Raw genomic sequence first — 25,718 nt, forward strand, 5'->3', positions numbered from 1 at the left:
AAGCGGCTCAGAGCTTCAGAATCATCGTGGGGTCCGGCTTGTGGACGAAGCCGAGCGAGACGTAGAGCGACTCGGCGTCCTGGGACGCGGTCAGCATGACCTGCCCGGCGCCCCGCTCGCGGAACCACGCCAGCAGTTCGTCCATGCACGCCCGCGCGTACCCGCGCCGACGCGCCTGCGGGTCGGTGGCGACGCTGAAGACGTACCCGGCCACCCCGTGCGGATTGCCCGCCTTGCCGATCCGGTAGTCGACCGTCCCGACCACCAGCGCGCCCAGCGCCCCCGGCCGGTCCGGGTGGTCGACGACGAAGGCGGCGAAGTCCCCGTCGGCCTCGCCCAGCTTCCGCCGCAGCGACGGCAGCGCCTCGGCGTGCCACGCTGTGGAGGCGTCCCCGCCGGGCAGAGCGTCGATCATCACCTGGCGCAGACGCAGCACTTCCTCGGCGTCCTCGGTCGTGGCACGGCGTACGAGACTCATGGTCCGCACGCTAGCGACCGCACCTGGGGCGCGTCCTGCCGATTTCTTACCGGTACCGCTTGCTTGGAGTGCACTCCAAGGCCATAGCGTTGAGGCCATGACGGTGATGGAGACCACAAGTACCAGGACCGACAGCTGTGCCGCCCCGCCGCACCCGCACCGGCGCCCGAACGGCCAGGACAGCTACACGATCAGCGAGGTCGTCGCCTTCACCGGCCTGACCGCGCACACCCTGCGCTGGTACGAGCGCATCGGCCTCATGCCGCACATCGACCGCTCGCACACCGGCCAGCGCCGCTACAGCAACCGCGACCTCGACTGGCTCGCCTTCGTCGGCAAGCTCCGGCTCACCGGCATGCCGGTCGCCGACATGGTGCGCTACGCGGAACTGGTGCGGGAGGGCGACCAGACCTTCGGCGACCGCTTCAAGCTCCTTGAGGCGACCCGCCGGGACGTGCTGGCCCGGATCGCGGAGCTCCAGGACACCCTCGCCGTGCTCGACCACAAGATCAGTTTCTACGCCGAGGCCGGCAGCGCCGACTGGGAGAAGGAGAAGGCAGGATGACCGACAGCAGGATCCCCACCGCACGACTGGGAGAGACCGGCCCGGAGGTCGGCGTCCAGGGACTCGGCTGCATGGGCATGAGCTTCGCGTACGGCCCCGTGGACGCGGAGGCGTCCCGGGCCACCCTGGAGCGCGCCCTGGAGCTCGGCATCACGCTCTACGACACGGCGGACGCCTACGGCCAGGGGGAGAACGAGAAGTTCCTGTCCCCGTTCTTCAAGGCCCACCGCGACGAGGTCGTGATCGCCACCAAGTTCGCCCTGTCCATACCGCCGGACGACCCGACCAGGCGGATCATCCGCAACGACCCGCCCTACATCCGCCAGGCGGTCGAGGCGAGCCTGAAGCGCCTGGACGTCGACGCGATCGACCTCTACTACATGCACCGGCGCGATGTGAACGTGCCGATCGAGGAGTCCGTCGGCGCCATGGCCGAGCTGGTGCGCGAGGGCAAGGTCAAGCACCTGGGTCTGAGCGAGGTCACCGCGGCGGAGCTGCGCGCGGCCCAGGCCGTCCACCCCATCGCCGCCGTGCAGTCGGAGTGGTCCCTGTTCAGCCGGGACATCGAGGCCAAGGTGGTCCCTGCCGCCCGCGAACTGGGCGTGGCCCTCGTCCCGTACTCCCCGCTCGGCCGCGGCTTCCTCACCGGCTCCTTCAGCAACGCCGACAAGGACCTCACGGCCGACGACTTCCGCCGCCAGCAGCCCCGCTTCACCGGCGACAACGCGGCGGCGAACGCGGCCCTGCTGGAGCCGGTCCGCACGGTCGCCGAGGCCCATGGGGTCTCCCTGGGCCAGATCGCGCTCGCCTGGGTCCAGCAGCAGACGACGGTCCACGACCTGCCGGTGATCCCGATCCCGGGCACCCGCAAGCCGAGCAGGGTCGAGGAGAACGCGGCGGCGACGGGCATCGAGCTCACGAAGGAGGAGCTGGAGCTGCTCGAGCCGATCGCGGGCCAGGTGGCGGGCGACCGGTACGCGGACATGCGGTTCTCGTCCGCGGGCCGCGAGTGAGCTAGAGCTCCGCCAGCAACTCCGCCTTCTTCACGGAGAACTCCTCGTCGGTGACCAGGCCGGCCTGGTGCAGTTCCCCGAGGTGGCGGATGCGCTCGGCGATGTCGGCGGGGTCCCGGCGCGGCGCGGTCGCGGCCGGGACCGCCGTCGCGGGTCCTCGTCGCCGTACGGCCGCCAGGACCGCCGCCGCGAACGGCAGGGACTCATGGACCGGCCCGTACCCGAGCCCGAACACCACGGCCGCCGGATCCTGGTCCGCCTGCACCGGCCCCGGCTCACCGCGGAGCAATCGCAGATGCCCCTCGAAGACCTCCGGCGACCGCCACTCGACGCCCGTCAGCTCGGAGACCGGAAAATTCTGGTCGCCGGCCTTCCACTTCGCCGAGGACGCTCCCGTCCAGAACCAGCGGAAGCGCACGGTACTGCCGTCGAAGCTCGCCTTGCCGTCGTACGCCTTGAACTGCAACGGCACCTCGGGCGCCGGTACCAGGAATCGGTCCGCCGGCTCGTCGTCCTCCTTCAGGAGCGCGCGCAGCTCGTCCGTGTAGTACTCGGCGAGCGTCTCCTTGTCGGCCGGCAGCACCAGCCGGTAGGGGTCGCACCCTTCCTTCAGCTGCCCCGCCGCCGCCTCCATGAGCGGGTCCGCCCCGGGCCGCGGCTCGGCGTGCAGCACCACCGTGCCCCGCTTGCCGGGAGTCAGCGTCACCCCGGAGATCGCCTCCAGCGGGATCCGTCGTTCCCCCAGCGCCTGGAAGAGCTTCGGTGTGCGAATCCCCCGTTCGTAGCGGATGAGCACGGAGTCGGACTCGAACTCCCAGGCGGCATGAAATCCGGCCAGTACGTCACCCATGCGGGTCATCGTATTCGGCACGAGCTCCTTCGTCCCTCCTCGCGCAGACCGCACTTCCTGCGGCCTCTACGCGCGTCCGGCCGTGGCCGTGCCGGACAAACCGGCGCGACAGGCTTCGTCCTCGTGGGCGCACTGCACCGAGCGGTACGCGCCAATGCCGATCTCGGCGAAGTTGAACAGGCTCTCCGTTCCGGGTTCGAAGTAACCGGCGTGACCGTCCGCACCCTGCGCGGACAGCACGCGCGCGCCGAACGCGGAGGACACCGGGTCGGCGCCGTGGCCGAGCCCGCCCACCTCCAGGTACGGCACGTCCTGGATCCAGTCGTCGGCGTCCCGCATCGCCCACACCCGCGCGGTGGTGCGCAGATGGGAGGCGTTGGAGACCCGCATCCCGGGGCTGCCGGCCACCGCGATGTCGGCCACCCGGCCGGGCAGCTTGTGCGCGGCCACCCCGCACACCACCGAGCCGTAGCTGTGGCAGAACAGGGAGACGGGCGAGGTGCCGGGCAGCGCGCGGACCAGCGCGTTCAGCCGGACGGCGCCGTTCTCGGCGCGCATCGCGGTGGCCGAGTCGATGCCGAGTCCTGCGGGTGCCGTGTAGTCCGCCCAGGCGATCACCGCCGTACGCGTGGCCGGGCTCGCCTTCCGCTCGGCCCGGTACAGGGCCTGGGCCATGCCGACCGGAGCGGAGTAACTGCGATTCGTGCGCTGGAAGGTGAGCACGTCGGTGTCGACGCCGGGCACGACGACGGAGACCCGCTCTGCCGAGCCGAGGTCGCCGAAGACCTCGGCGACCCGGCCGGAGCCGTCGGGGTCGAAGGCGAGGATGTGGCGGTCCGGGGCGGTCAGCGCCTCGAAGCGGTGCATACGGCGGCCCGCCTCCTGCTGGCCGGCCGGCGTCAGCCGGGCGTCGTGCATGCGGGTGCGCTCGACGGCACGGGCCTGGAGGAGCGCGAGGCGGTTGGCCTGGTAGCGCAGTGCCACGGGGGCGCCGTTCATGTTGCCGACCGCGAGCGGGTAGTCCTGGGCGAGGCGGACCCGCTCCTGGGAGCTGAGCGAGGCGAAGAAGCGGGTGAGCTGGGCGGGGCCGGTGTCCGGGTCGGGCAGCCGGTGTCCGTGGAGGCGGCCGTGCGCCCAGGACTCGAGCGAGGCCTGGAGCGGACCGGCCTCCCGCTGGTTGCGCAGCGCCGTCCAGCCGGTGGTCGCCAGCATCACGAACACCACGGCCAGCGCGAGCAGTGCGCGCCAGACGTTGAGTTGCGGGGAGGTGTCGAAGGAAGTCACTGAAAGGACACACTAGGAGAACGGGACGGTCTCGGGTTAATCCAGTGACGGGTATCACGTTTTGGTGTAGGGGACCCACTTGCCGGTCAGCGCGGGACCCAGCAGTTCGAGGTGGGAGACCGTCAGCGCGCGCATCGCCTCCAGGCTGAACTCCCCGTCGGTCGACCACTGGCGTTCCGTCACCCGCATCACTCCGCTGAAGACGGCCACCAGCAGCCTGGGCCGCGGGTCGGTGGCCGCGTCGAGGCCCTCGCGTTCGGCCAGCACCCGGGTGAGCACCTCCTCGACCTCGGCCGAGCGCCGCAGATGCGCGGCGAGCAGGACGGGCGTCGACTCGATCACCCGGTACATGCCGAGGAACCGCTCCACCGGCACGACCGACTCGACGACCTCGTGCAGCGTGTCCCACCCCTGGAGCACGGCCTGGCGCAGCGCCTCCAGCGGGGGTTCGTGCGGCGGACGCGCGCGTACGGAGTCCACGAAGTTGCTCACCGTCATCGCGTCCAGGGCGAGCGCGGCGTCCTCCTTGCCGGCGAAGTAGCGGAAGAAGGTGCGCTGCGAGACCCCGACGGCGTCGGCGATGTCGTCGACGGTCGTCTGCTCGTAGCCCCGGGTGGTGAACAGCTCGATCGCCACCCGCAGCAGTGCCTCCCGGGTGCGCTGTTTCTTGCGTTCGCGCAGTGTGTCCATTGGTGTCAGTTACCGACTTGTGAATTGGTTTGTCAATTGTCAGCGGCTGTCACTAGCCTCGAACGCATGACTAGTCAGACCACCATCGACACGACGGGGCCGGGGGACCGGGCGTCACAGTCCCCGTCGGATCAGCCGGCCGCCTCGGGACTGCGCGGCCACCCTTGGCTCACCCTGCTGACCGTGGCCGTCGGGGTCATGATGGTGGCCCTCGACGGCACCATCGTGGCCATCGCCAACCCGGCCATCCAGGCCGACCTCAAGGCGAGCTTCGCGGACGTCCAGTGGATCACCAACGGCTACTTCCTCGCGCTGGCGGTCGCCCTGATCACCGCCGGCAAGCTCGGTGACCGCTTCGGCCACCGCCAGACCTTCCTGATCGGCGTCGTCGGCTTCGCCGCCGCCTCGGGCGCGATCGGACTGTCCAGCAGCATCGCCGCGGTCGTCACCTTCCGGGTGCTGCAGGGCCTGTTCGGCGCCCTGCTGATGCCGGCCGCGCTCGGTCTGCTGCGGGCCACCTTCCCGGCCGAGAAGCTCAACATGGCCATCGGCATCTGGGGCATGGTCATCGGCGCCTCCACCGCCGGCGGCCCGATCCTCGGCGGTGTCCTGGTCGAACACGTCAACTGGCAGTCGGTGTTCTTCATCAACGTGCCGGTGGGTGTCCTCGCCCTCGTCCTCGGGGTGCTGATCCTCCTCGACCACCGCGCCGAGAACGCCCCGCGCTCCTTCGACCTCCTGGGCATAGCCCTGCTGTCCGCCGCCATGTTCTGCCTGGTGTGGGCGCTCATCAAGGCCCCGACCTGGGGCTGGGGCGACGGACTGACCTGGACCTTCATCGTCGCCTCCGTCGTGGGCTTCGGGCTGTTCGCCCTCTGGGAGACGAAGGTCAAGGAGCCGCTGGTCCCGCTCGGGCTGTTCCGTTCGGTGGCGCTGTCGGCCGGTGTGGTGCTCATGGTCCTCATGGCGATCGCGTTCATGGGCGGCCTGTTCTTCGTGACCTTCTATCTACAGAACGTGCACGGGATGAGCCCGATCGACGCCGGTCTCCACCTGCTCCCGCTCACCGGGATGATGATCGTCGGCTCCCCGCTCGCGGGCGCGCTGATCACCAAGCTCGGTCCGCGGATCCCGCTGGCGGGCGGCATGGCGGCCACCGCGATCGCCATGTACGGCATGTCCACGCTTGAGACGGACACCGGCAGCGCGCTGATGTCCCTCTGGTTCGCGCTGCTCGGCCTCGGCCTCGCGCCCGTGATGGTCGGCGCCACCGAGGTCATCGTGGGCAACGCGCCCATGGAGCTCTCCGGTGTGGCCGGCGGTCTCCAGCAGGCCGCGATGCAGATCGGCGGCAGCCTCGGTACGGCCGTCCTCGGCGCCGTGATGGCCTCCAAGGTGGACGGCGACCTCGCGGGCAACTGGAAGGACGCGGGTCTGCCGCCGCTGACGCCGGCCCAGCTGGACCAGGCGTCGGAGGCGGTCCAGGTGGGCGTGGCCCCGGTCGCCAAGGGGACCCCGCCGGAGATCGTCGCGAAGATCACCGATGTCGCCCACGACACCTTCATCTCCGGCATGAGCCTCGCGTCCCTGGTCGCCGCGGGAGTCGCCGCGTTCGCGGTCCTGGTCGCCCTGCTCACCAAGCGCGGCGAGAACGCGGAGGCGGGTGCGGGCGTCGGCCACATCTGACGCCTGACGAGACGTCAGCGAACTTCGCCTATCAGGGTGAAGAGGCTAAAGATTTCTCGCCTCCGGTACGCGCCGCAGGTCACAGTAAGTCAAGCCCTCCGCACGGCAGGCTCGTACGCCGCGGAGGGCGGACGGCGCTGCGGCGCGCTGCCGGAGGGGGGCGGCGCGCCGCAAGGCCGGAGGATTAACCCCGGGGACCGGGGTACTCGCATCGTTGAACCCGAGACGAACCCAACCAACCAAGGGTGTCAGGGAGTTGATGATGGCGGGCTTCGGACACGGAACGCGCAGGTACCCCCGATCACGTGGCCGGACGTGGTCACGGACCGGGCCGGATCGCGCGACGCTCGGAATCATCGGAGTGATCTGCGCGATCGCGGGTTTCTTCGTACTGGGCATCATCCTCGGCCCCGTCGCGATGGTCTGCGGCTGGCTTGCCATGGGCCGCACCTGGTCGGGCGGAAGTCGTGCCTGGCCTGCACTGGTCGCCTTCGTACTGGGCGCCATCGACACGCTCCTGGCGATCATCTGGCTCGTCGGAGCGGCCACCCCGGGCAGCGGGTTGTTCTGACCCGGGGCGCGTGAGGGAAGGGCCCCCGGTGGGACGACCGGGGGCCCGCCTCATGTCTGCCGACGGCTGTGCGGCTCCCGGGACGCCAGGTGGTCACGGACGGGCCGGACCGCGCGACGCTCGGAGTCATCGCCGAGGGGCGGGGTCTGGGGCCCCAGAGGGGGCAGTGTCTGCGCGATCGCGGGCCCGCCTCATGTCTGCCGACGGCTGTGCGGCTCCGGGACTGTCCCCCGGAGGGCCCGGTATCTGTGCGATCGCGGGTTTCTTCGTGCCGGGATTCGCCCTCGGCCCCGTCGCGATCATCCGGCAGTCGGCTCGCGAGGGGCCGCCTCTGCCCTGGGCCCGGAGCTCCCGTCATCCGTCTGCGGGGTCGGCGTCGCCCTCGACCCAGTCCCCCTCAACCCCCGACGGATGTCTTGCGCAAGGCCGCCACCTCGGCTCGCAGCGCACGGACCTCCTCTGTCAGGGCTCTGATCGCCTCCGTCTGCTCGCGTTCCTCCACGTCGTCCTTCTCGAAGCGCTCGATGAACCACGCGGCGATGTTCGCGGTCACCACACCCAGCAGGGCGATGCCGGACAGCATGAGTCCGACCGCGATCATGCGGCCCAGGCCGGTCGTCGGGGCGTGGTCGCCGTAGCCCACGGTCGTCATGGTCGTGAAGGACCACCACACCGCGTCACCCAGTGTCCGGATGTTCCCGTTCGGGGAGTCCCGCTCCACCGAGAGCACGGCCAGCGAGCCGAACATCAGCAGCCCGACGACCGCCCCGCCGACGTATGTTGTCACCCTGATCTGCGAGGCCATACGGGCCCGCCGCCCCACCAGCAGCAGCGTGGAGACGAGCCGCAGCAGGCGCAGGGGCTGTATGAGCGGCACCACCACGGCGCACAGGTCCATCCAGTGCTGCCGTACGAATCCGCGGCGGTCCCGCGAGAGCGACAACCGCATGAGGTAGTCGACGGCGAAGACCCCCCACACCACCCACTCGACCACCGTGCACGCCGCCGTCAGCGAATGCCCCGCCGAGGTGTCCACGATCGGCACGGCGTAGGCGACGGCGAACAGCACCGCGAGCGCCAGAAGGGGCCGCTGGGTGTGCTGTTCCCAACGGGCCTGCGCCGACTGTTCCTTCATGTCCGCATCGTAGGGAAACGGTAAAGAGACAGGGCGTGGCAGGCGCCCTGAAGGGGCGCGGGGAACCGCGTGACCAGCCCCCACGCACCCGCAGCCGAAGAACTACGCGTCCCCTCCAGCCGCCCCGGGGTCAGCCGCCGAGACATCCAGCAACTGGTACCGGTCGATCGCCTGCTTCAGCACCGACCGGTCCACCTTGCCCTCCCGTGCCAGCTCCGTCAGCACGCCCACCACGATCGACTGCGCGTCGATGTGGAAGAACCGCCGCGCCGCACCCCGGGTGTCCGCGAAGCCGAACCCGTCGGCGCCCAGCGACTGGTACGTGCCCGGCACCCACCGCGCGATCTGGTCGGGAACCGACCGCATCCAGTCGGAGACGGCCACGAACGGACCCTGCGCCCCGGCCAGCTTCCGCGTCACGTACGGCACCCGCTGCTCCTCCTCCGGGTGCAGCAGGTTGTACTCCTCGCAGGCCACGGCCTCGCGCCGCAGTTCGTTCCAGGAGGTCGCCGACCAGACGTCCGCCTTGACGTCCCAGTCCTCGGCGAGGATCTTCTGCGCCTCGACCGCCCACGGCACGGCCACACCGGACGCCATGATCTGTGCCGGGATCGTCCCCGAGACGCCCTCGGAGAAGCGGTAGACGCCCTTGAGGATGCCCTCGGCGTCCACGTTCTCCGGCTCGGCCGGGTGCTGGATGGGCTCGTTGTAGACGGTGAGGTAGTAGAAGACGTCCTCGCTGTCCGGCCCGTACATCCGGCGCAGACCGTCCTGCACGATGTGCGCGATCTCGAACCCGAACGCCGGGTCGTACGCCACACAGCCCGGGTTGGTCGAGGCGAGCAGCTGCGAGTGGCCGTCCGCGTGCTGGAGACCCTCACCGGTCAGCGTCGTACGGCCCGCGGTCGCACCCAGCACGAACCCGCGCGCCAGCTGGTCGGCCATCTGCCAGAACTGGTCGCCGGTGCGCTGGAAACCGAACATCGAGTAGAAGACGTAGACCGGGATCAGCGGCTCGCCGTGCGTGGCGTACGCCGAACCCGCCGCGATGAGGGAGGCCGTGCAGCCGGCCTCGGAGATGCCGTCGTGCAGCATCTGGCCCGTCGGCGACTCCTTGTACGCGAGCAGCAGCTCCCGGTCGACGGACTCGTACTGCTGGCCGAGCGGGTTGTAGATCTTCGCACTCGGGAAGAACGAGTCCATGCCGAAGGTGCGGTACTCGTCCGGCGCGATCAGTACGAAGCGGCGCCCGAGCTCCTTGTCCCGCATCAGGTCCTTGAGCAGTCGTACGAAAGCCATCGTCGTGGCGATCGACTGGTGCCCGGACCCCTTCTTCACGGTCGCGTACGTCTTGTCGTCCGGCAGTGCGAGCGGCTTGGCGCGCACCACGCGCGTGGGGACGTAACCGCCGAGACCCAGCCGGCGGTCGTGCATGTACTGGATCTCCTCCGAGTTCCGGCCCGGGTGGTAGTAGGGCGGCGCGCCCGACTCCAGCTCCTTGTCGGAGATCGGCAGGTGCAGCCGGTCGCGGAAGCCCTTGAGGTCGTCGACCGTCAGCTTCTTCATCTGGTGCGTGGCGTTGCGGCCCTCGAAGTTCGGGCCCAGCGTCCAGCCCTTGACGGTCTTGGCGAGGATGACCGTCGGCTGGCCGGTGTGCTCCACGGCCGCCTTGAACGCCGCGTAGATCTTCTTGTGGTCGTGGCCGCCGCGGCCCAGGTGCAGGATCTGGTCGTCGGTCATGCCCTCGACCATGGCGCGCAGCCGCTGGTCGTCACCGAAGAAGTGCTCGCGGATGTAGGCCCCGGACTCGGTGGCGTACGTCTGGAACTGGCCGTCCGGGGTGGTGTTCATCCGGTTGACCAGGATGCCGTCGCGGTCCTGCGCGAGCAGCGGGTCCCAGGTCCGGTCCCAGATCAGCTTGATGACGTTCCAGCCGGCGCCCCGGAAGACCGACTCCAGCTCCTGGATGACCTTGCCGTTGCCGCGCACCGGCCCGTCTAGGCGCTGGAGGTTGCAGTTGACGACGAAGGTCAGGTTGTCCAGGCCCTCGCGCGCGGCGATGGTGAGCTGTCCGAGTGACTCGGGCTCGTCCATCTCGCCGTCGCCGAGGAACGCCCACACATGCGACTTGCTCGTGTCGGCGATCCCGCGCGCGTGCATGTAGCGGTTCATCCGCGCCTGGTAGATCGCGCCGATCGGGCCGAGGCCCATCGACACGGTGGGGAACTCCCAGAAGTCCGGCATGAGGCGCGGGTGCGGGTACGAGGACAGCCCGTGCGGCGCCTTCGACTTCTCCTGGCGGAACGCGTCGAGGTTGTCCTGGCTGAGGCGGTCCAGCAGGAACGCGCGCGCGTAGATGCCCGGGGAGGCGTGGCCCTGGAAGAAGACCTGGTCGCCGCCGTCGCCCTCGTCCTTGCCGCGGAAGAAGTGGTTGAAGCCGACGTCGTAGAGGGACGCGGAGGACGCGAAGGTGGCGATGTGGCCGCCGACGCCGATCCCGGGACGCTGGGCGCGCGAGACCATGACGGCCGCGTTCCACCGGGTGGCGTTCAGGATCTTGCGCTCGATCTCCTCGTTGCCCGGGAAGAACGGCTCGGCTCCGGTCGGGATGGTGTTCACGTAGTCCGTGCTGCGCATCTCGGGCACGGCCACGCGCTTCTCACGGGCCCGCTCGATGAGCCGCAGCATCAGATAGCGGGCCCGCTGCCGGCCACGCTCGTCCACGGCGGCGTCGAGGGAGTCGAGCCACTCCTGGGTTTCCTCGGGATCGAAGTCAGGAACCTGACTCGGAAGGCCGCCAATGATGATCGGGTTGCGATCGGATCCGGAAGCCACGCTGTTCCTTACCTGTCAGAGGGCCGTATTTCTGTATGTCTGCACCGCTCCCCATCGTGTACCTCGGGGGGCCAAACGTCATCTCTACTCCGGGGTAACCCGAGGGTCCGCACCCGGGTATGGTTCCCAAACACGCAAAGGGGGCAGAAAGGTGTGGCATGCGTCACGACGTGAGCGCGATGATGTGCCAGGAGTTGGGCGACACGTTCCGGAACGTCACCGTTTCGGCGGTCTGAAACGCCGGGTACTTGCGCGATCCGCCCCGCCCGTGTGGACTACGGCCAATGCTTCGCGCACGCGCGTGGCTGAGACATACCCAAAGACAAGATCAGGAGGCAACCCGTGAGCGCGACCGCGGACCACGCGGAGACGAGCCCTGCCGTGAGGCTGGGGTTCCAGCCCGAGCAGGTGGTCCAGGAGATCGGCTACGACGACGACGTAGACCAGGAACTCCGCGAGGCCATCGAGCAAGTCATCGGCAGCGACCTTGTGGACGAGGATTACGACGACGTCGCCGATGCCGTGGTGCTCTGGTTCCGTGACGAGGACGGCGACCTGACCGATGTGCTGGTGGACGCCACCACGTACATCGAGGAGGGCGGCTCGATCTTGTTGCTGACGCCGAAGACCGGCCGAGACGGCTACGTGGAGCCGAGTGACATCTCCGAAGCCGCGACGACGGCAGGCCTGTCCGCCTCCAAGAGCGTCAGCGTGGGCAAGGACTGGAGTGGCAGCCGGCTGGTGACGCCCAAGGCGGCCAAGTCCAAGAAGTAGCCCTGTAGGACCGGACGGGCCGGCGCGACCGGCCCGTCCGCCGTCCTGCCGTGATCGCTGCGTAGGGTGGGCGTGTCACTCGAACAGCCCCCCGAAGGGACATCCACGCGATGGCGATCCAGGTCGGCGAAAAGGCCCCCGACTTCGAGCTCAAGGACAACCACGGCCGGACCGTGAAGCTGTCCGACTTCCGCGGCGCCCAGAACGTCGTGCTGCTCTTCTACCCCTTCGCCTTCACCGGCGTCTGCACCGGTGAGCTGTGCGAGCTGCGTGACAACCTGCCGCAGTTCTCCGACCGCGACACCCAGCTGCTCGCCGTCTCCAACGACTCCATCCACACCCTGCGCGTCTTCGCCGAGCAGGAGGGCCTGGAGTACCCGCTGCTCAGCGACTTCTGGCCGCACGGCGAGGTCTCCCGGGCCTACGGCGTCTTCGCCGAGGACAAGGGCTGCGCGGTGCGCGGCACCTTCGTCATCGACAAGGAGGGCGTGGTCCGCTGGACCGTCGTCAACGCCCTGCCGGACGCCCGCGACCTGAACGAGTACGTGAAGGCGCTCGACACCCTGTGATTGTTCGCCTCCAGGGACTGCGTGTGCGGGGAACCCGTCACTAGGATCGAAACGTTGATCCGGCAGCATCAGAAACAGCAACCTATGGAGGACTCGTGGGAGTCAGCCTCAGCAAGGGCGGCAACGTATCGCTGACCAAGGAGGCCCCGGGCCTGACCGCGGTCATCGTCGGTCTGGGGTGGGACGTGCGCACCACGACCGGCACCGACTTCGACCTGGACGCCAGCGCGCTGCTGCTGAACGCGGCCGGCAAGGTCGCCAGCGACGCGAACTTCGTCTTCTTCAACAACCTCAAGAGCGCGGACGGCTCGGTCGAGCACACCGGTGACAACATCACCGGTGAGGGCGAGGGCGACGACGAGCAGATCAAGGTCAATCTCGCCGCCGTCCCGGCCGACGTCGACAAGATCGTGTTCCCGGTCTCGATCTACGACGCCGAGAACCGCCAGCAGTCCTTCGGCCAGGTGCGCAACGCGTTCATCCGCGTCGTGAACCAGGCCGGCGAGGCGGAGATCGCGCGCTACGACCTCTCCGAGGACGCCTCCACCGAGACGGCCATGGTCTTCGGCGAGCTCTACCGCAACGGCGCGGAGTGGAAGTTCCGCGCCATCGGCCAGGGCTACGCCTCGGGCCTGCGCGGTATCGCCCAGGACTTCGGCGTCAACGTCTAGGACCTGTCCACCGGGCAGGTCCTCGGACCTGCCCCGGCTCTCCTCGTCCGGCGCCGCACGGTTTGCGTGCGGCGCCGGACGTGCAGGAACAGCACAGAAACACACTCTCGGGGAGGGAACAGCACATGGGCGTCACGCTCGCCAAGGGAGGGAACGTCTCCCTGTCCAAGGCCGCCCCCAACCTCACCCAGGTGATGGTCGGACTCGGCTGGGACGCGCGCTCCACCACCGGAGCCGACTTCGACCTCGACGCCAGCGCCCTGATGTGCAGCAGCGGGCGGGTCCTGGGTGACGAGTACTTCGTCTTCTACAACCAGCTCAAGAGCCCGGACGGCTCGGTCGAGCACACCGGCGACAACCTCACCGGTGAGGGCGAGGGCGACGACGAGTCGATCCTGGTCGACCTCTCCCAGGTGCCGGACCGGTGCGACAAGATCGTCTTCCCGGTGTCGATCCACGACGCCGACAACCGCGGCCAGACCTTCGGCCAGGTCAGCAATGCCTTCATCCGGGTGGTCAACCAGGCCGACGGCCAGGAACTGGCCCGCTACGACCTCTCCGAGGACGCCTCCACCGAGACCGCGATGATCTTCGGCGAGCTCTACCGCCACCAGGGCGAGTGGAAGTTCAGGGCGGTGGGGCAGGGCTACGCCTCGGGCCTGAGGGGCATCGCCCTCGACTTCGGGGTCAACGTCTCGTAACGCGATATGAGCAAAAGCCGGGGCCGGGTCGGGCTTCGGGGGTACCCGACTACACTTCGCTTCAAAGTTTCGTAAAGCCGAGTGCGGCACGGGGGAAACCCGTACACGTACGGATTGGGTAGCCAGTGGTTCTCAAAACCTTCGGCTGGTCGTTCGCGGTCACCGCGCTCGGCTTGGTCGCTGCGGTCCTCTACGGGGGGTGGGAGGGCTTCGGTGTCGTGGCGATCCTCTCCATCCTCGAGATCTCCCTGTCGTTCGACAACGCGGTGGTCAACGCCGGAATCCTGAAGAAGATGAACGCCTTCTGGCAGCGCATCTTCCTCACGGTCGGCGTCCTGATCGCGGTGTTCGGCATGCGGCTGGTCTTCCCCGTCGTGATCGTCGCGATCAGCGCCAAGATGGGGCCCATCGAGGCGGTCGACCTCGCGCTGAACAACAAGGACCACTACCAGGAGCTGGTCACCGACGCGCACCCGGCGATCGCCGCGTTCGGTGGCATGTTCCTGCTGATGATCTTCCTGGACTTCATCTTCGAGGACCGGGACATCCAGTGGCTGCGCTGGATCGAGCGGCCGCTCGCCAAGCTCGGCAAGGTCGACATGCTGTCGGTCTGCATCGCCCTGGTCGTCCTGCTGATCACCGCCTTCACCTTCGCGACCCACGCCCACCAGCACGGCGGAGCGCATGTCGACAAGGCGCAGACCGTCCTGATCTCCGGTATCGCGGGCCTGATCACCTACATGGTGGTCGGCGGACTCTCCGGCTACTTCGAGGACAAGCTCGAAGAGGACGAGGAACGCGAGCACGAGGAGGAGGAACGGGCCGAGCGCGAGGGCAAGTCCAAGTCGGCGGTCCTGATGGCCGGCAAGGCCGCGTTCTTCATGTTCCTGTACCTGGAGGTCCTCGACGCCTCCTTCTCCTTCGACGGCGTGATCGGCGCCTTCGCCATCACCAACGACATCGTCCTGATGGCACTGGGCCTCGGCGTCGGCGCGATGTACGTCCGGTCCCTGACCGTGTACCTGGTCCGCCAGGGCACCCTCGACGACTACGTCTACCTGGAGCACGGCGCGCACTACGCGATCGGCGCCCTCGCCGTGATCCTCATGGTCACCATCCAGTACGAGATCCACGAGATCATCACCGGTCTCGTCGGAGTGGTCCTGATCGGCTGGTCCTTCCTGTCCTCCGTACGCCGCAACAGGGCGCTCGCGGCCGCCGAGGGAAAAGCCGAGGGCTCGGACGAGAAGACTGAGGTCTCGTCCGGGGTGTGACACCCTTCCTGGTGAGGAACGCTCTGAGCGGGGCGGCCGGCCTCCGGCCGCCCCGCCGGTTTTCTCCAAAGTGAACATGGGGGCGGGAATGGGCTTCTTGGACGGACTCCGGGGCGGCCGCGAGGTCGACTTCGACTCGGGCAGCGCGGCCAGCAACGCCATCGAACTGACCAAGCGGCACAACCGGGTCTCGCTCACCAAGCAGGGCGCGGCGACCGGGAACCTGCGCGTCAACCTGACCTGGCGGATGCGGACCTCCGACATCGGCGGCTCGCAGCGGGAGTCGCTGCTGCGGCACCCCTTCAAGGCGCTCAAGCCGCCGGAGGTCCTCGGGCACAGCCAGAGCATGGTCAACGTCGACCTCGACCTCGGCTGCCTGTACGAGCTGGCCGACGGCACCAAGGGGGTCGTCCAGCCCCTCGGCGGCCTGCTGGGAGACGTCAACGCGCCGCCGTACGTGAAGCTCAGCGGGGACGACCGGTTCGGCTCGGCGTCCGGCGAGACGATGTACGTCAACCTCGACCACCGGGACCAGATCAAGCGGCTGCTGGTCTTCGTGTACATCTACGACCAGACGCCGGCGTTCGACCGTACGCACGCCATCGTGACGCTGTACCCGAGCAACGGGCCGCGCATCGAGATAGGCCTCGACGAGCGGCACCCTCAGGCCCGGTCCTGCGCCGTCGTGATGATCGAGAACGTCAAGGGCGAGCTCATCGTGCGGCGCGAGGTGCAGTTCGTGTACGGGTTCCAGGGCGAGCTGGACCGATTGTACGGGTGGGGGTTGCAGTGGGGGCGGGGATACAAGTCGAAGGCGGACCGGTGAGCGCCGCTACCGCCCGATGAACTGCGGCCCCTGGGGAGGCATGCGGAACTCCGCGCCCGCAGGGACCGCGGGCACCGGGTGCGGGTAGCCGTAACCGGCCGCCGCTGCCACGGGGGCCGTGGCCGGGGTCGGCGACTGGGGGTAGCCGTAGGCCGCCTGGGTGGGGACCGAGGAGGCCGACTGGGCCGGCTGCTCCGGGGGGAGCGGGAACGACGTGGGCTCGGGCTGGGACGGGGTCTCACCGGAGTCGGACTCGTCCACCACGATGCCGTAGTCCGTGGCCAGGCCCTGCAGACCCTCCACATAGCCCTCGCCCAGGGCGCGGAACTTCCAGCCCTCGCCGCGGCGGTACAGCTCGCCGCAGATCAGGGCCGTCTCCCTGCCCGTCTCCGGCTTGATGTCGAAGGAGACCAGCGGCTCGCCGTCGGCGACCGAGGCGTCGTACAGCAGGATGCACAGGCCCTGCACCCGGCCGAAGGTGGCGTCCTCCGCGGACGTGTCGTCCGTCGAGGCGACCAGGAGAATCTGGCTGACGTCGGGCTCGACACCGGCGAGATCTGTCTGGATCGTGTCGGTGGGGCCCTCGGCGACGCGTTTCTTGCCGAGAAGCCAGACCTTCCCGGAGGGATGCCGGGGCTGGTTGTAGAAGACGAAGTCCTCGTCGGACCGCACACGGCCGTCGGGGCCGAGGAGCAGCGCCGAGGCGTCGACGACCGGGACCCCCTGCCCGGGCGCCCAGCGCAGCACGGCGCGTACCGTGGTGGCTTCCAGCGGGACGTTCGACCCCTTCAGCATGGCGTGCGTCATGCGGTCATCCTGCCCTCTCGGTCCTGATCACGACAACGCGGGGGTGCGCGACACCGGTTCGTCTCGTACCGGTGTCGACATGGCCGTGCTTGTCTGCGTTACCTGAAATTCATGCCCGGTGGGAACCTCGGACATGGGTACCTACGTACTATTACCGGCCACCTGCGCACCCTTCACAGGCGGCGCAGCTACCACGGGGGAGTCATATGCGTCATTTCGGGCACATCGCCCCTGAGGTGCGTCAGCGCCTCTTCCATCAGGAGCCGTGCGAGTTCGCCGCGGACTCCCCGGCCCGGCTGCTCTCCGCGGCCCTGGGCGCCACGCTCTACAGTCCGGCCACGCGGCCGCGGCTCGCCGACGACATCGTCAAGCAGACCGGACGCGGCGTGGTCTCGATGGTGCTGTGCCTGGAAGACTCGATCGGTGACGAGGACGTCGCCGAGGGTGAGGAGAACCTCGTCCGGCAGTTCACGGACCTGGCGGAGCGGCGGGTGGATCTCCCGCTGCTCTTCATCCGGGTCCGTGCCCCCGAGCAGATCCCCGATCTCGTCCGCCGGCTCGGTCCCGCGGTCCGGCTGCTGTCCGGATTCGTGCTTCCGAAGTTCACCGAGGAGCGCGGCATCCCCTTCCTGGAGGCCCTTTCCGCCGCCGAGGTCGCGAGCGGGCACCGGCTGTTCGCGATGCCGGTGCTGGAGTCGCCGGAGCTGCTCTACCGGGAGACGCGCGTAGAGACCCTGGAGGGCATCGCCCGCGCGGTCGACAAGTACCGCGAGCGGGTCCTGGCCCTCCGTCTGGGCGTCACCGACTTCTGCTCCTCCTACGGCCTGCGCCGCGCCCCCGACATGACCGCCTGGGACGTCCAGATCGTCGCCTCCGTGATCGCCGACGTGGTGAACATGCTGGGCCGCGCCGACGGCACCGGGTTCACGGTGACCGGGCCGGTCTGGGAGTACTTCCGGGTCCAGGAGCGCATGTTCAAGCCGCAGCTGCGCCGCAGCCCCTTCCTGGAGGGCCAGGCCGAGGAACTGCGCGAGGCGCTCATCGAGCACGCCATGGACGGCCTGCTGCGCGAGATCACCCTCGACCAGGCCAACGGCCTGCTCGGCAAGACCTGCATCCACCCCTCCCATGTGCTGCCCGTGCACGCGCTGTCCGTGGTCAGCCACGAGGAGTTCAGCGACGCGCAGGACATCCTGCGCCCCGAGCGGGGCGGCGGCGGGGTGCTGAGATCGCAGTACACGAACAAGATGAACGAAGTGAAGCCGCATCGCGCCTGGGCCGAGCGGACCCTGCTGCGCGCCGAGGTCTTCGGGGTGGCCAACGAGGACATCGGCTTCGTGGAGCTGCTCGCCGCCGGAATCTCCGGCTGATCATTTCGTGGACACCAAGGGACGCATGAACAAGGCAGTGAACGACGGGACGCCGGGCGGGGTCTGGTCGGGGACGTGGGTCGCCGACCGGCTCGGCGTCGAACTCGTGGGCGACGACCGGCTCACCGGCCTGCTGGGACTGGCACTGCGCCGCAACCCCAAGCGGGCCCATCTGCTGGTCTCCCACGTGCTGGGCAAGCATGTCCCGCAGTCGCCCTCGGTCGTCTACGGCCATGGCTTCGCACTGGGCCGCCGGGTGCGCGATCTGCTGGGCGACGAGGAGGCGGCCCGGGCGGTCGTCCTCGGCTACGCGGAGACGGCGACGGGCCTCGGCCACTCCGTCGCCGACGGCATCGCCCTCGCCCCCTACCTCCACTCCACCCGCCGCCCGGTCCCCGGCGTGGCCCCCGCGGGCGGCTTCGAGGAGTCCCACTCCCACGCCACGAGCCATCTGCTCCTCCCGGAGGACCCTGCGCTCCTGGCCGGCGAGGGCCCCCTGGTCCTGGTCGACGACGAGTTCTCGACGGGCAACACGGTCCTGAACACGATCAGGGATCTGCACGACCGGTATCCGCGGGACCGGTACGTGGTGGTCGCGCTGGTGGACATGCGCTCGGAGGCGGACGCGGGGCGCTTGGAGGCTTTCGCGCGGGAGATAGACGCGAGGGTGGACCTGGTGGCGGCGGCATCGGGCACCGTACGCCTGCCCGACGGGGTGCTGGAGAAGGGGCAGGACCTTGTAGCACGGTTCGAGTCCGACTCCTCAGAGGCGCGGCAGGCCCCCACGAACCCGCACCCGGCACTCAACCGTGTAGACCTGTCGTGGCCCCGAGACCTCCCCGACGGCGGCCGACACGGCTTCACCCCGGCACACCGAATACGCCTGGAGAGCGAACTCCCGGCGATGGCCGCTCGACTCGCAGAAGCGCTCCCCGTCAATGCGCACCGCGTGCACATCCTCGGCTTCGAAGAACTCATGTACGCCCCCCTCAGGCTCGCCCGAGAACTCGAACAGGTCGTCCAGGACGTCCAGGTGACCTACTCCACCACCACCCGCTCCCCAGTGCTCGCGGTGGACGACCCCGGTTACGCGATCCGCAGCCGTCTGGTCTTCCCCGCCCACGACACCCCCTCCGACGGCCCCGGCGACCGCTACGCCTACAACGTCGCCGGCGCCGGTTTCGACGCGGTGGTCGTGGTCGTCGACTCCGCCGCCGACACCCCCGAACTGCACGCCCCCGACGGCCTCCTGGCACGGCTCGCCGAGCACACCCCGCACGTCACCCTCGCGGTCGTCCCCAGCTACACCCCCGAAAGGCCCTCCATGCTCCCCGAGCCCCTCCGCGGCCCCGCCTTCTCCTCCTACGCCCCGGAGGACGTCGGCTGGCTGCTCCAGGACCTCTCGGACGTCACGCTGGAGGCGCCGACCGAGGAGCGCGAGGAGGCCATCCAGAGCGGCGGCGCGCACTACGCGGAGTCGCTGCCGATGGAGTACCAGCCGAGCGACCAGTACCAGGAGCTGTTCCGGACGGCCCTCGGCGAGTCCTCGGCGAGGCTCGCCCAGGCCGTCGGCGCGGTCACGGAGATCGTGCTCCAGGAGCGCTCGCCCCGCCCCGTCCTCGTCTCGCTCGCCCGTGCCGGCACTCCCGTCGGCGTCCTGATGCGCCGCTGGGCGCAGTTCCGCCACGGTCTCGACCTGCCGCACTACGCTGTCTCGATCGTCCGCGGCCGCGGCATCGACGCCAACGCCCTGCGCTGGCTGGCCGACCACCACGACCCGGCCGACGTCGTCTTCGTCGACGGCTGGACCGGCAAGGGCGCGATCACCCGTGAACTGACGGAAGCGGTGCGGAAGTTCGAGGCCGAGGGGGGCGCCTCGGGCTTCGACCCGGAGATCGCCGTACTCGCCGACCCGGGCTCGTGCGTGCGGACGTACGGCACCCGTGAGGACTTCCTCATCCCCTCCGCCTGCCTCAACTCCACGGTGTCCGGCCTGATCTCGCGCACGGTGCTGCGCGCGGACCTGGTCGGTCCGGACGACTTCCACGGCGCGAAGTTCTACCGCGAACTCGCGGGCGCGGACGTGTCGGTGGACTTCCTGGACGCCGTCGCCGCCCGTTTCCCCGAGGTCGTGGACGCCGTTGACGCCACCGTGAAGGAACTGCTGGCCGGTGACCGCGAGCCCACGTGGGAGGGCTGGGCCGCCGTCGAGCGCATCAGCGAGGAGTACGGCATCCACGACGTCAACCTCGTCAAGCCGGGCGTCGGCGAGACCACCCGGGTGCTGCTGCGCCGGGTCCCCTGGAAGATCCTGGCCAGGGCAGGCGCGGGCGCGGACCTGGACCACGTACGCCTGTTGGCCGAGCAGAGAGGTGTCCCGGTGGAAGAGGTCGCCGAACTCCCGTACACCTGCGTGGGGTTGATCCACCCCAAGTACACGCGGGGCGCGACGGGTGCCGACGGCAAGGCGGTGTCGGTCTGATGGCCGCACAGGCTCCGGTGCTGGTCGCGAGCGACCTCGACCGTACGCTCATCTACTCCGCCGCCGCCCTCGCGCTGACCATGCCGGACGCGCGGGCGCCCCGGCTGCTCTGTGTCGAGGTGCACGAGAGCAGACCGCTGTCGTACATGACGGAGACCGGGGCCGGACTGCTCTGCGAGCTCGGGGACGAGGCGGTCTTCGTGCCGACGACCACGCGCACCCGCAAGCAGTACCAGCGCATCAACCTGCCCGGCCCGCCGCCCGCTTACGCGATCTGCGCGAACGGCGGCCACCTGCTGGTCGACGGCGTCACCGACCTCGACTGGCACGAGCGGGTCACCGCCCGCCTCGCCGACGAGTGCGCTTCGCTGGCCGAGATCAGCGCGCACCTCCAGGCCACGGCCGACCCCTTGTGGCTGCGCAAGCACCGGATCGCCGAGGACCTCTTCGCCTACCTCGTCGTCGAGCGCGAACTGCTGCCCGAGGAATGGGTGAAGGAGCTCGCGGTGTGGGCCGAGAGCCGCGGCTGGACGGTCTCCCTCCAGGGCCGCAAGATCTACGCCGTCCCCAAGCCGCTCACCAAGAGCGCGGCCGTGCGCGAGGTGGCCCGGCGTACCGGGGCCGTCCTGACGCTGGCCGCGGGCGACTCGCTCCTCGACGCCGACCTGCTCCTCGCGGCCGACCGGGGCTGGCGTCCGGGGCACGGAGAGCTGGCGGACGAGAACTGGGCCGCTCCGGCGATCAGCGCGCTGCCGGAGCGGGGAGTGCTGGCGGGGGAGCGGATCCTGCGGGAGCTGCTCAGGACGGTTCGGACGCCTCAGTAGACGAGGGCCGCCGCAGCAGTCGTACGGCGACGAACGCCACGACCGCGAGCGCGGCGGCCACGAGGACGACCTTCGAGTACGCGGACACGACCTCGGTGACCCGGGGCCAGTTGGCGCCCAGGGCGTGGCCCGCGAGGACGAACGCCGTGTTCCACAGGGCGCTGCCCAGCGTGGTGAGCGTCAGGAACACCGGCAGCGGCATGCGCTCGACGCCGGCCGGGATCGAGACGAGGCTGCGGAAGACCGGGATCATCCGGCCGAAGAACACCGCCTTGGTGCCGTGTCGCAGGAACCAGGTCTCGGTCCTCTCGATGTCCGAGACCCTGACGAGGGGCAGCCGGGCCGCGAGTGCCACCGTGCGGTCCCTGCCGAGGAGCGCGCCGACGCCGTAGAGCGCGAGGGCGCCGATCACCGAGCCCGCCGTCGTCCACAGCAGCACGGCGACCAGGCTCATCCGGCCGGCGCTCGCCGCGAAGCCCGCGAGCGGCAGGATCGCCTCGCTCGGGATGGGCGGGAAGAGGTTCTCCAGGGCGACGGCGACCCCGGCGCCGGGCGCGCCGAGGGTGTCCATGAGGCCGTTGACCCAGTCGATGGCTGACATGGGCCCACGCTAGGGACGCGGACCTGAAGGCAGCCTGAAGAAGCGTCCGTACGGCGGTCAGCCGCAGCAACCGCCGCCGCAGCATCCTCCGCCGCCGCCCGCCTGGGGGGCCGGGGCCGACGCGGACGCCGAGCCGCCCACCGCCACCGTCGACAGCAGCTTCACGGTGTCGTCGTGGCCGGCCGGGCAGTCGGCGGGGGCGGAGGACTCGGCCATGGGGCGGCTGAGTTCGAAGGTGTCGCCGCAGGTCCGGCAGCGGTATTCGTAGCGAGGCATGAGCACAGGTTAACCGGCGCTCCGACAGGCATGTCCGAAATCTGATCATTGTCTGGTTAGCATGCGGGGGTTCTCTGCCGGCGATCAACCGCGGGAGGAGCCCCCTTGGCTTCGCGACACCACCCCGAACTGCGCGCCGCCGCACGGCACTTGGGCCGACGGCGGTTTCTCACGGTCACCGCGGCGGCCGCCGCCCTCGCGTTCAGCACCGACCTGCCGGCCCGGGGTGCTTCCGGCTCCCGCGAACTCGACGCGGCGCGCATCGGCAGTGACCCGTTCACGCTCGGCGTCGCCTCCGGGGACCCGCTGCCCGACTCCGTGCTGCTGTGGACCCGGCTCGCCCCCGCTCCGTTCGAGCCCGACGGCGGTCTGCCCCAGCAATCCGTCGTCGTCCAGTGGGAGCTGGCCTCCGACGAGAGCTTCGGCGCACCCGTCCGCAGTGGTACGGCCGTCGCCTATCCGGAGTACCACCACACCCTGCACGTCGACGTCGCCGGCCTCGATCCCGACCGGGTCTACTACTACCGGTTCAAGACCGGCACCTGGATCAGCGAAACGGGCCGTACCCGCACGGCACCGGCCGCCACGGCCGCCGCCGCGTCCCTCTCCTACGCCGCCGTCTCCTGCCAGGCCTACTTCGACGGCTACTACACGGCGCACCGCCATCTCTCCCAGGACGACGTCGACGTGGTCCTGCACCTCGGCGACTACCTGTACGAGTACGCCGTCACCTCCGTGGGCGGCCACCGCGCCTACACCGACCGGAAGCTGCCCGACCTCTTCAACCGCGAGGCCATGACCCTGGAGGACTACCGGCTGCGCTACGCCCTCTACAAGAGCGACCCGGACCTCAGGGCGGTCCACGCGGCGCACCCCTTCGTCGTCACCTGGGACGACCACGAGGTCGAGAACAACTACGCGGGCGCCGTCAGCGAGAACGACGACCCGCCGGAGGAGTTCCTGCTGCGCCGCGCCGCCGCCTACCGGGCCTACTGGGAGAACCAGCCGCTGCGCGCCGCACAACAGCCGAACGGCCCCGACGCCCGCCTCTACCGCCGGCTCCAGTGGGGCACGCTCGCCCAGTTCGACGTCCTCGACACCCGGCAGTACCGCGCCGACCAGGCGTACGCGGACACCACGCACTCCGGCGGCCCCCTGCAGGACGACTCGGCGCGCACCATCACCGGGGCGGCGCAGGAGAGCTGGCTGATCGACGGCTGGCGCGCCTCGCAGGCCCTGTGGAACGTGATGCCGCAACAGGTCTGCTTCTCGCAGCGCAAACTCGACCTCACCGCGGCACCCAAGATGTCCATGGACGCCTGGGACGGCTACCGGGCCTCGCGCCGCAGGATCCTCGACGGCGCGAAAGCGGCCGGGGTCGAGAACCTGGTGGTGATGACCGGGGACCTGCACGCCGCGTACGCCTTCGACATCAAGGACGACTTCGACGACCCGGCCTCCCGGACCCTCGGCACGGAGTTCGCCGCCACGTCGGTCGCGAGCGGACGGGACGGCGCCGAGAAACCCTCCACGTGGGACACGTACCTCAAGGCCAACCCGCATCTGAAGTTCTACGACGGGCGGCGCGGCTATGTGCGGGTCACCCTCGACCGGCAGAAGGCGCGGGCCGACTTCAGGACCGTGTCCGCCGTGACGACTCCGGGGGCGCCGGTCTCGACCGCCGCGTCCTTCGTGACGGAGGCGGGCGACCCCGGCCTCAAGCCTGTCTGACGTACCCGGTGCGGCGGCCCGGCGGCATCACCTGATCCGCCGGGCGGCCCCCTCTTGTCGTCCGATGCGCGGAACGACCGGGAAACGGACATCCCTTGAGCCGTATTCGGCAAAGCCTAGGGGTTCGAGATGTTTTGTACCCGACTTGAGGAGACGCCTGATGGCCCACAGACCCGCTTCAGCCGCCTGTGCCGCATTGACGGTACTCGGCGCACTCGTGCTCACGGGGCTGCCCGCGGCCGCGGCCGTCGAGCCCCCCGCGCCGACGCCGGCACCCTCCGCCGCCGAGACGCTGGGCGCGAACAGCCCCTCACCCGTGGTCCTGCGGGCCATGGAGCGCGATCTGCGCCTGACCGAGGCCCAGGCCAGGACCCGCCTGGTGAACGAGGCCGAGGCGGGCACGCGCGCCGGCCGGCTCCGTAACGCGCTGGGCAAGCGCTTCGCGGGAGCCTGGGTGAACGGCCCCACCTCCGCCGCCCTGACGGTCGCGAGCACCGACGTCACGGACACCCCGGCCATCGAGGCCGGCGGTGCGCGGGCCGTGGTCGTCGACACCCCGCTGGCGGACCTGAAGGCGGCCAAGACGAAGCTGGACCGTGCCGTGACCGGCAAGGGCCTTCAGACGCCGGTCCGGTACGTCGACGTACGGACCAACCGGGTGACGCTGCAGGCGACGAGCCGCGCCGCCGCGGACACGCTCATCGGGGCCGCCGGCGTCGACAGCGCGCTCGTGGACGTCAAGGTGTCGGCCGAGCAGCCGCGCGCCCTCTTCGACATCAAGGGAGGTGACGCCTTCTACATCGACGACACGTTCCGCTGTTCCGTGGGCTTCGGCGTCACCAAGGGCGACCAGCAGGGGTTCGCCACAGCCGGCCACTGCGGGCAGGCGGGATCGAAGACCACCGGGTACAACCAGGTCGCCCAGGGCACCTTTGAGGCGTCCGTCTTCCCCGGGCAGGACATGTCGTGGGTGGGCGTCAACAGCGACTGGACCGCGACGTCCGCCGTCAAGGGCGAGGGCGGCCAGGACGTGCAGACGGCCGGCTCGGTGCAGGCCCTGGTGGGGGCCGCGGTGTGCCGGTCCGGTTCCACCACGGGCTGGCACTGCGGCATGATCCAGCAGCACGACACCAGCGTCACCTACGCCGAGGGCACCGTCGACGGCGTGACCCGTACGACGGTGTGCGCGGAGCCGGGTGACTCCGGCGGCTCCTACATCTCGGGAGTCCAGGCCCAGGGCGTCACCTCCGGGGGCTCCGGCGACTGCACACGCGGCGGTACGACCTTCTACCAGCCGATCAACCCGGTGCTCAGCACCTACGGCCTCACGTTGAAGACCAGCACGAGCGGGAGCGGCACATCCGTCCCCGAGGACGGCCAGGAGGGTTCCTGGGCCGCGGGCCGGGTGTACGAGGTCGGGGAGCGGGTGACCCTCGACGGCGTCGAGTACGAGTGCCTGCAGCCGCATCAGGCGCAGGCCGGGTGGCAGCCCGCTCTCGCTCCGGGCCTGTGGCAGCGCGTCTGAGGACGGGGTGACATCACGGTGCGGCGACCGTGCCGGGTCAGGGCGAACACGACGTCGGGCGCGTCCACGGCGGCGACGGCCGCATCGAGCAGCCGCCGTACCCTCTCGTCGTCCTCCGCCCGCGGGACGTCGGGCGGGAGTACGTCGGTTAGGTCGTGCGGACCGCCCGGCCAGGGGAGT

24 protein-coding genes are annotated in these 25,718 nt (G+C 69.9%); 15 read left to right on the top strand and 9 right to left on the bottom strand.

Annotated features, from left to right (window positions below; all coding sequences use genetic code 11):
* Positions 1–7 precede the first annotated feature (7 nt).
* The gene (locus RKD20_RS30690) at positions 8–478 is read right to left on the bottom strand and encodes a GNAT family N-acetyltransferase (RefSeq protein WP_424880533.1); all 471 of its coding nucleotides are present in this window, start codon (positions 476–478) and stop codon (positions 8–10) included.
* 97 nt (positions 479–575) lie between these two features.
* On the opposite strand from RKD20_RS30690, the gene RKD20_RS30695 reads away from it, so the two are divergent.
* Positions 576–1,043, top strand: a complete 468-nt coding sequence (locus RKD20_RS30695) for a MerR family transcriptional regulator (protein WP_020116113.1) — start codon at positions 576–578, stop codon at positions 1,041–1,043.
* Entirely contained in the window at positions 1,040–2,056 is a 1,017-nt protein-coding gene (locus RKD20_RS30700) for an aldo/keto reductase (protein WP_424880534.1), read from the top strand. The genes RKD20_RS30695 and RKD20_RS30700 overlap by 4 nt, the downstream gene beginning before the upstream one ends.
* Position 2,057: 1 nt before the next feature.
* On the opposite strand, the gene RKD20_RS30705 is transcribed toward RKD20_RS30700, so the two are convergent.
* The 3 genes from RKD20_RS30705 to RKD20_RS30715 are packed head-to-tail and all read right to left on the bottom strand — an operon-like array spanning position 2,058 to position 4,880.
* A complete protein-coding gene (locus RKD20_RS30705; protein ID WP_424883364.1) occupies positions 2,058–2,915 on the bottom strand; it encodes a DUF4429 domain-containing protein in 858 nt (285 codons plus the stop codon).
* A gap of 57 nt (positions 2,916–2,972) precedes the next feature.
* Entirely contained in the window at positions 2,973–4,190 is a 1,218-nt protein-coding gene (locus RKD20_RS30710) for an alpha/beta hydrolase (protein WP_424880535.1), read from the bottom strand.
* 54 nt (positions 4,191–4,244) lie between these two features.
* Positions 4,245–4,880, bottom strand: coding sequence for a TetR family transcriptional regulator (locus RKD20_RS30715; RefSeq protein ID WP_424880536.1), 636 nt, complete (start codon positions 4,878–4,880; stop codon positions 4,245–4,247).
* 66 nt (positions 4,881–4,946) lie between these two features.
* Between RKD20_RS30715 and RKD20_RS30720 the strand changes: the two genes are divergently transcribed.
* Positions 4,947–6,566 (top strand): MFS transporter, encoded by a 1,620-nt coding sequence (locus RKD20_RS30720; protein WP_424880537.1) that lies wholly within the window; start codon positions 4,947–4,949, stop codon positions 6,564–6,566.
* A 259-nt stretch (positions 6,567–6,825) separates the two neighbouring features.
* Positions 6,826–7,137 carry a small hydrophobic protein gene (locus tag RKD20_RS30725; protein ID WP_424880538.1) on the top strand — a complete coding sequence of 104 codons (312 nt, stop codon included), beginning with the start codon at positions 6,826–6,828 and terminating at the stop codon, positions 7,135–7,137.
* A 397-nt stretch (positions 7,138–7,534) separates the two neighbouring features.
* On the opposite strand, the gene RKD20_RS30730 is transcribed toward RKD20_RS30725, so the two are convergent.
* Both RKD20_RS30730 and aceE read right to left on the bottom strand, forming a co-directional pair.
* The gene (locus RKD20_RS30730) at positions 7,535–8,272 is read right to left on the bottom strand and encodes a potassium channel family protein (protein ID WP_424880539.1); all 738 of its coding nucleotides are present in this window, start codon (positions 8,270–8,272) and stop codon (positions 7,535–7,537) included.
* A 102-nt stretch (positions 8,273–8,374) separates the two neighbouring features.
* A complete protein-coding gene (gene aceE / locus RKD20_RS30735) occupies positions 8,375–11,107 on the bottom strand; it encodes a pyruvate dehydrogenase (acetyl-transferring), homodimeric type (RefSeq protein WP_424880540.1) in 2,733 nt (910 codons plus the stop codon).
* Between the two features lie 342 nt (positions 11,108–11,449).
* Here aceE and RKD20_RS30740 point away from each other — a divergent pair, with 342 nt between their 5' ends.
* The 6 genes from RKD20_RS30740 (at position 11,450) to RKD20_RS30765 (ending at position 15,922) form a co-directional block, all read left to right on the top strand.
* On the top strand, positions 11,450–11,881 hold the full coding sequence (locus RKD20_RS30740; RefSeq protein WP_020116104.1) for a DUF3052 domain-containing protein: 432 nt from the start codon (positions 11,450–11,452) through the stop codon (positions 11,879–11,881).
* Between the two features lie 110 nt (positions 11,882–11,991).
* Entirely contained in the window at positions 11,992–12,450 is a 459-nt protein-coding gene (locus RKD20_RS30745) for a peroxiredoxin (protein ID WP_007381727.1), read from the top strand.
* Between the two features lie 95 nt (positions 12,451–12,545).
* The gene (locus tag RKD20_RS30750; RefSeq protein WP_007381726.1) at positions 12,546–13,121 is read left to right on the top strand and encodes a calcium homeostasis/redox stress adaptation protein; all 576 of its coding nucleotides are present in this window, start codon (positions 12,546–12,548) and stop codon (positions 13,119–13,121) included.
* 125 nt (positions 13,122–13,246) lie between these two features.
* A complete protein-coding gene (locus RKD20_RS30755; RefSeq protein ID WP_020116103.1) occupies positions 13,247–13,822 on the top strand; it encodes a TerD family protein in 576 nt (191 codons plus the stop codon).
* Between the two features lie 125 nt (positions 13,823–13,947).
* Positions 13,948–15,096, top strand: coding sequence for a DUF475 domain-containing protein (locus tag RKD20_RS30760; protein WP_424880541.1), 1,149 nt, complete (start codon positions 13,948–13,950; stop codon positions 15,094–15,096).
* Between the two features lie 88 nt (positions 15,097–15,184).
* Complete coding sequence (locus RKD20_RS30765) at positions 15,185–15,922, top strand: TerD family protein (RefSeq protein ID WP_359425794.1); 738 nt, start codon at positions 15,185–15,187, stop codon at positions 15,920–15,922.
* A 6-nt stretch (positions 15,923–15,928) separates the two neighbouring features.
* Here RKD20_RS30765 and RKD20_RS30770 read toward each other — a convergent pair whose 3' ends face one another.
* Positions 15,929–16,729: a TerD family protein gene (locus RKD20_RS30770; RefSeq protein ID WP_424880542.1), complete on the bottom strand. Its 801-nt coding sequence runs from the start codon at positions 16,727–16,729 to the stop codon at positions 15,929–15,931.
* A gap of 206 nt (positions 16,730–16,935) precedes the next feature.
* On the opposite strand from RKD20_RS30770, the gene RKD20_RS30775 reads away from it, so the two are divergent.
* Genes RKD20_RS30775 through RKD20_RS30785 form a run of 3 tightly spaced genes read left to right on the top strand, consistent with a single transcriptional unit; the run spans position 16,936 to position 21,405 of the window.
* Positions 16,936–18,099 (top strand): HpcH/HpaI aldolase/citrate lyase family protein, encoded by a 1,164-nt coding sequence (locus RKD20_RS30775; protein ID WP_424880543.1) that lies wholly within the window; start codon positions 16,936–16,938, stop codon positions 18,097–18,099.
* A gap of 25 nt (positions 18,100–18,124) precedes the next feature.
* Positions 18,125–20,581 (top strand): phosphoribosyltransferase, encoded by a 2,457-nt coding sequence (locus tag RKD20_RS30780; protein WP_424880544.1) that lies wholly within the window; start codon positions 18,125–18,127, stop codon positions 20,579–20,581.
* Positions 20,581–21,405, top strand: a complete 825-nt coding sequence (locus RKD20_RS30785) for an HAD family hydrolase (RefSeq protein ID WP_424880545.1) — start codon at positions 20,581–20,583, stop codon at positions 21,403–21,405. The genes RKD20_RS30780 and RKD20_RS30785 overlap by 1 nt, the downstream gene beginning before the upstream one ends.
* Here the strand turns inward: RKD20_RS30785 and RKD20_RS30790 are convergent.
* Positions 21,380–22,006: a DedA family protein gene (locus RKD20_RS30790; protein ID WP_424880546.1), complete on the bottom strand. Its 627-nt coding sequence runs from the start codon at positions 22,004–22,006 to the stop codon at positions 21,380–21,382. The genes RKD20_RS30785 and RKD20_RS30790 overlap by 26 nt on opposite strands.
* A 57-nt stretch (positions 22,007–22,063) precedes the next feature.
* Positions 22,064–22,282: an FmdB family zinc ribbon protein gene (locus tag RKD20_RS30795; protein ID WP_028807445.1), complete on the bottom strand. Its 219-nt coding sequence runs from the start codon at positions 22,280–22,282 to the stop codon at positions 22,064–22,066.
* Between the two features lie 105 nt (positions 22,283–22,387).
* Between RKD20_RS30795 and RKD20_RS30800 the strand changes: the two genes are divergently transcribed.
* Together RKD20_RS30800 and RKD20_RS30805 are read left to right on the top strand one after the other, a co-directional pair.
* Entirely contained in the window at positions 22,388–24,013 is a 1,626-nt protein-coding gene (locus tag RKD20_RS30800; RefSeq protein WP_424880547.1) for an alkaline phosphatase D family protein, read from the top strand.
* Positions 24,014–24,173: 160 nt separating this feature from the next.
* On the top strand, positions 24,174–25,538 hold the full coding sequence (locus tag RKD20_RS30805; RefSeq protein WP_424880548.1) for an alpha-lytic protease prodomain-containing protein: 1,365 nt from the start codon (positions 24,174–24,176) through the stop codon (positions 25,536–25,538).
* The last annotated feature ends 180 nt before the right edge of the window (positions 25,539–25,718 follow it).

This window comes from Streptomyces sp. SLBN-8D4 (assembly GCF_049739545.1).
GTDB lineage: Bacteria > Actinomycetota > Actinomycetes > Streptomycetales > Streptomycetaceae > Streptomyces > Streptomyces canus_C.